The organism is Thiolapillus sp. (assembly GCF_048562965.1).
GTDB classification, from domain to species: domain Bacteria; phylum Pseudomonadota; class Gammaproteobacteria; order Chromatiales; family Chromatiaceae; genus Thiolapillus; species Thiolapillus brandeum_A.
The window spans coordinates 1-5,663 of record NZ_JBHNMF010000202.1; the positions used below are offsets into that span (position 1 = coordinate 1).

At 55.8% G+C, this 5,663-nt stretch carries 7 protein-coding genes and 1 pseudogene; all 8 read right to left on the reverse strand.

All coding sequences use genetic code 11. The features are described 5' to 3' along the window. Positions 1-310: 310 nt before the first annotated feature. On the reverse strand, positions 311-1,498 hold the full coding sequence (locus ACOCD2_RS11210; protein WP_293647743.1) for a tetratricopeptide repeat protein: 1,188 nt from the start codon (positions 1,496-1,498) through the stop codon (positions 311-313). Beyond that, positions 1,498-2,139, reverse strand: coding sequence for an energy transducer TonB (locus tag ACOCD2_RS11215; protein ID WP_293647741.1), 642 nt, complete (start codon positions 2,137-2,139; stop codon positions 1,498-1,500). The genes ACOCD2_RS11210 and ACOCD2_RS11215 overlap by 1 nt, the downstream gene beginning before the upstream one ends. Position 2,140: 1 nt before the next feature. Then, entirely contained in the window at positions 2,141-2,542 is a 402-nt protein-coding gene (locus tag ACOCD2_RS11220) for an ExbD/TolR family protein (RefSeq protein WP_293647739.1), read from the reverse strand. Next, positions 2,539-3,096 carry a MotA/TolQ/ExbB proton channel family protein gene (locus ACOCD2_RS11225; RefSeq protein ID WP_293647737.1) on the reverse strand — a complete coding sequence of 186 codons (558 nt, stop codon included), beginning with the start codon at positions 3,094-3,096 and terminating at the stop codon, positions 2,539-2,541. Before ACOCD2_RS11225 ends, ACOCD2_RS11220 begins: the two co-directional genes overlap by 4 nt. Before the next feature lie 2 nt (positions 3,097-3,098). Then, a complete protein-coding gene (locus tag ACOCD2_RS11230) occupies positions 3,099-4,445 on the reverse strand; it encodes a MotA/TolQ/ExbB proton channel family protein (protein WP_293647735.1) in 1,347 nt (448 codons plus the stop codon). Beyond that, positions 4,442-5,224, reverse strand: coding sequence for a DUF3450 domain-containing protein (locus ACOCD2_RS11235; protein WP_293647733.1), 783 nt, complete (start codon positions 5,222-5,224; stop codon positions 4,442-4,444). Before ACOCD2_RS11235 ends, ACOCD2_RS11230 begins: the two co-directional genes overlap by 4 nt. 174 nt (positions 5,225-5,398) lie before the next feature. Continuing rightward, positions 5,399-5,566 carry a hypothetical protein gene (locus tag ACOCD2_RS11240; protein ID WP_293652595.1) on the reverse strand — a complete coding sequence of 56 codons (168 nt, stop codon included), beginning with the start codon at positions 5,564-5,566 and terminating at the stop codon, positions 5,399-5,401. Further along, a pseudogene (locus ACOCD2_RS11245) lies at positions 5,541-5,663 on the reverse strand (IS481 family transposase); the annotation flags it as partial. The pseudogene ACOCD2_RS11245 and the gene ACOCD2_RS11240, both read right to left, overlap by 26 nt.

Here is a 5,663-nt window from a genome sequence, read left to right on the forward strand (position 1 = left end):
ATGTGTTGGGTCAATAGCATAGACTCGGCGTACTATGATGTCAAGCCTCTACAGACATGAAAAAGCGATTGTAGATCCATGGAGGCAGGCTTGTACTCATCTTAGGGGTGAGTAGTTACTACCAAGTTTTAATTACGGCATCATTGCTGGCGAACACCGTCGGCCCCAATAGGCATGATCGACTGGCTACCTGGCACTGCATAAGGGCTGAATTTGGTAGGATGTGGTGAGCCTGCGAACCGCATCGGGATACACCGGCACGCTCTTGATGCGGTTCGTGCCTCACCGCATCCTACCTGGTTGGTATGGCTTATACGCCGCCGCTCTTGATATGGGTGATCCACTGGTTCGCCTGATGCTTGGACTTGGCATACTTGCTGGCCTTGGAAAAACTCATCAGCGCTGCCTGCCTCTTGCCGGTTTCGTACTGCGCCATGCCCCTGAGCATGAAGGCATCTCCGGGATGCTTCAGGCCGCCTGCGGACAGGGCCTTGTTGGTCAACTCGATCACCTTGGACCAGTTCTCCTTGTCGGTGTACAACTGGGCGAGACGCAGGAACAGCACGCCCTTTTGCTGCTCTTGGGCGGCGGCCTGCAGCTCCCTGAGGGCTTCGTCCGTTTCCTTGGCGCGCATCCAGGCTTCGCCCAGCTTCTGCAGGTTCTTGCCCGTGCGTGCGATACGCCCGGCTTTCATCTCCTTCTCCAGGATCCTGGCCGCCTTGTAGGGAATGTTCTGCAGCAGGTACATGTTGACCAGATTCATGAGCTCGCGCTCTTTCTCCAGGAACCCCTGCTTGTGCGCCAGCTCCAGCACCGCCAGAGATCGGCGGTTTTTCTTCAGCGTGAAATAGACGCCGGACAGCTGCTTCCAGTACTGCTTTTTTTCGGGCCAGAAAGCGACCATGGATTCCAGTACATTGGCCGCCTCGGCATATTGCTTCTTCTGGTACAGCATGGACAGCAGCAGCTGATACCAGTTTTCCCGCGGTTTGCTTGTCATGGAAATGGCCTTCCTGATCTTCGGAATGGCCTTGCCATACTGCTTCAGCTGGGCGTAGATGGTGGCACCGAAAGCATAGCTGTCGGCGGAAGGTTTTTCTGCGGACGCCAGCCATTGTTCATAGGCCCTGGCGGCGGATTTCCAGTCCGGTACCGCCGCGTACAGCTGGGCCAGGTTGTAGCGCATGCTCTGCTGCACCTGATCCGGCAGGGCTTCCGTATTCAGCGCCTCATTGAAAGCCTTAATGGCTTTTCTGTATTTGTCCTGCGCAGCATAGGCAAACCCGTAGGTCTGCATGATGGTGGCATATTCATACTTGTGCTTGCGCACCCTGGGCAGCAGATCATCCAGGCGTTTCAGCGCTTCGCTGTACTTGTTCTCCCCCATGAGTTCGTGGATGGCGGTCAGGCGCTTGTAGGTGCGCTCGCTGAGGGTGGCGGCAAAAGCCTGGCCAGCCAGCAGAAGCCCCACGAGGAACAATGCCTTTAGCACCTTCATCAGCCGTCCTCCGCCAGTTTGAATTCAATAGTCTGCACCGCCCGGCGTGGCACAGGCTTGCCATCCACGACGCGGGGCTTGAACTTCCACTTCAGAATGGCTCTCTTGGCGGCGCGGTCGAACAGGCGCCGGGGCTTGGAATCGAGGATCTTTACATCGGTAACGGTACCCAACTCGGTCACCGTGAATTCCACTTTCACCCAGCCTTCCTTGCCTGCAACAGCCGCCTTGCGGGGATAGCGCGGTGCGATCTTCACCAGAGGAATCAGATCACCGTCCCCCTGGGAGACACCGGTGCCGCCACGGCCAACGCCGCCGATAAAGGGTCCACCGGCCACGCCGGAAGTGGATAGACGGGGCATGTCCATCTGCAGGTTGGGCATGGCCACGGCATCGTTCTGTTCCACCTGCAGTTCAGGCGGCGGTGGCGGTGTTTTCGGCAGCGGTGGTTTCTTGGGGATAACCCGTTTCTTCACCCGGGTTTCTGAATCGTGCTTGAGGCGCACGAAATCAACCACGGAGTAATCCGCTGCCTTGTTGAGATCACCCTTGCCCTGGCTGATCATAAAGTACATGGCATAAAACAGCGCCAGGGATACCAGCGCCGCCAGAAGGATGGCAAAGGGCAGGCGCAGCAGCATGTCAGTCCTTGACCGCCGCGATGGAGATGTTCAGTATGCCCGCCAGATACACCTGATCCATGACCTGCACTAGCAGGCCATTCTTGGAATCCTTGTCCGCCTGGATGACTACAGAAGCCTCCGGGCTTTCTGCCTTCAGCCGCTCCACATTGGCGCGCACGGCGCGAATGTCCACGGGCCGTTTGTCCATCCAGATTTCATCGTTGGCCGTGATGGCGATGAGAATATTGCCATGTTCTTTACGCTCGGCCGTGTTGGCGCTGGGCCGGTTCACATCGACGCCGGACTCCTTGATGAAAGACGTGGTCACGATAAAGAAGATCAGCATGATGAACACGATATCCATCAGGGGCGTCAGGTCAATGGTTGCTTCATCGTCATCTTGACAGTATCTGCGTCTCATTTTTTCTTCACCGCTTTCGTATCGGAAATGTGCAGGTTGTCCGCCGCCATTTGCGTCAGATAGTCTGCATGAAATTTTAGCCGGGCACTGAAATACAGCCCGGACAGGGCAACGACCATGCCCGCCATCGTCGGGATGGTTGCCATGGAGATGCCGGAAGCCATCAGGCGGGCGTTGCCGCTGCCGGTGATGGCCATGATATCGAACACCTGCACCATGCCGAATACCGTACCCAGCAGCCCCATGAGCGGACACAGGGCCACCAGTGTATTCAGCAGTATCAGACCCCGGTGCAGCTGGGCGGAGACGCGTGAGATCAGCTCATCGCGAATGCGGTGTGCATACCAGGTATGGTGATCCTTGCGCTCGTCCCACTGCCTGACCGCAGCCTTTACCAGACCGGGATAGGTCAGCCGTATAAACCAGTAACGCTCGATGATCAGTATCCACATGAGGAAGGCTGTGACCAGTATGATCCACAGCACCGCCCCCCCTGCCTCCATGAAATCACGGATGCTCTCGAGTACCCCGATGAGTGCGTACTTGATATTCATGGTCAGCTGTGAAGCTTCTCCGCATGGCGCGCGATAATGCCTGCGCTCTGCTCTTCAAGCACCTGCACCAGCGCCTTGCTGCGCGCCGAAACGAGGGCATGTAGGAAGGTCAGGGGAATGGCCGCCATCAGACCCAACACCGTTGTGATCAGGGCCTGGGAGATACCACCGGCCATGAGCTTGGGATCACCCGTACCGAACAGGGTGATGGACTGGAAAGTCTGGATCATACCGGTGACCGTACCCAGCAGACCCAGCAGCGGTGCGATGACGGCGAGAATCTTCAGGATGGAAAGACCGCGCTGCAGCTTGGGCACCTCCTTGATAACCGCTTCATCCACCTTGCGTTCCAGTGTTTCCAGATCTGCATCTTTGTTGTCATACCAGGACAGCAGCACCCTTCCGAGAGGGTTGTTCTTCTTGGGCGTATCCGCATGCTTGAGCTGGGAGCGCACTTTCAGACTGGTTATTCCCAGGGCGATGAAACGGTACAGGGCGAGAAGGAAGCCGAAGATGGCCAGACCGATAATAATGTAGCCCACTTCCTTTCCCTGAGCGACACGTTCTTTCAGGTCGGGCGCCTGTACCAGCAGGTTCAGGATGGATCCGCGTGACGGATCGACCGCCATAGGCACGATGCCACTGGTCGCTTCCTGCAGCCCTTTCGCCAGGCGTGTAAAGCGGGCGGCAGGCTGGCGGGGCAGGATGATGAGCTGATCGGTCTCTGTCAGATAACGGAGGAACTTGCCATTGGAAACGGCGTTGAACACGCCAACCCGCACCACTTCCTGCTGGCTCTCGGTGCCATCCACGGCGACTACCGCATCCTTGTATTTCACGACCTTGCCGGACTCGGTCATTTCGTGCTGCATCTGGTACCAGAGTTCTTCCAGCTCGGGTATGGATGGCAGCTTTTTCTCGTTGCTCATGCGCACCAGTTCCTTGGTGCGACCGGGATACTGGGCGGAGACCAGGGAGGCATCGAGAACGCCGGCCACATCACCAGCTACCTGGCGCACGACACCAAACAACTCACCCAGGTTGCCCTGACGCCGTTCCAGCGTCTCTTCCGCTTCTGCAAGCTTCTGTTCGTTTTCATCGAACTGCTTCTTGAGTTGCTCACCCCGTGCCTTCTCGGCCGCCAGTTTGGCCTTCGCATTGGCCAGCAGCTGTGCCTGCTTTTTCTTGTCTTTGAGGAATTCCGCTTCCCGCTGCTTGTTCATGCGAGCTTCTTCCGCCTTGGCCTGCTTGACCTCCTTCAGCAGGGCGTCAAGGCTTTGCGCAGAAAAGGCGGTAGTGGAAAACAGCGCGGCAAACAGCAGAACCAGTATCATTCTTGTTTTTTTCATTGGGCTGTCTCCGGTGCAGGTACGGGAAGCTTGATCAGGTCAGGCGGCGCCTGCTTGCGAGCGATGCGCAACCCCAGCATGGCGGGCTTGCGGTATTCTTCAGGCAATATCTGCCAGGCTCTTTTCTTGTTGTCCCAGACAGCGGTTTCCTTCTTGTCCAGGGTCTGATACATGAGCGTCATGCGGCCGATGCGCAAGAAATCCACCGAACGTTTCTTGCCGTTCACGGACAGGTCATCGGTATAGGCTTCGATAGTACGTCCATATTCCATCTCTACCTGATACGCCTCCATGATGCGGCGGTATTTTTCCGACACAGTCACATCTGCGCGGTCAAGAAGCGCTTTGAGGCCAGCGATGCGTTTTGCGCGTTCTTCAGGCAGGAAAGGCACATCCAGTGCCACGAATTTTTCCAGCGTGTCCACCATGCGCTCCATAAGAGGAATCACGCCCTGATTGGTGGTATCAATCTCAAGTAGCTGCGCATCGATGGTCGCCAACTCTTCATTCTGGGATTTGACGATACGGGCCACCTGGTCATCATAGCCCTTGAGTGCATCATACTGACGCATGGTCAGCTTGTACTCGGTGAGCATGCGATCGGTCTGATCGGCGATGCTGTCGATCTTTTTCTGCGAGGCAGCGGCCGCCTTTTCAGCAGATTCCTGTGTACTGACAGCTGATTTGAGTTTTTGTTTGTTTCCTGCCGCCTGCGCGCCAGCGCCCAGTATCATACCCAGCGCGGTTGCCAGCAGCAGGGTTTTCGCATTTCGTACCATAACAGCACCTTGATATTGAGTGATTCGCTGCCAGGACAGCACGGCAGCACGCATCCGGTAAAAGGCGATTATGCGTTTGCCCGGTATGCATGACAAGTGGTAATCTTTGGAAAAAAACAGACCCCGAAATGGCCTTCAATTCGGGGTCTGTTCAGTTTACTGGGAATCAACTGACTAGAAACGCCAGTTTACCCTTCCATAAATAAATCTTCCACGGGGATCATGAGTAGAAAAATCATAACCTTCTGTTTCTTTATTGGAGAATGGGGGTTCTTCATCAAAGATATTTTCGGCACCAACAATCAGCTCTAACCCATCAATTGTCAAGTCCCGATAGATCATAGATTTTCTTTTTGAATAATTCCGGTTGTTTTTTGTGCCAATCCTTAAGCGCCTGAATGGGCGTGATGTGCCCGATGTTTTTCTGCGGGACATGGTA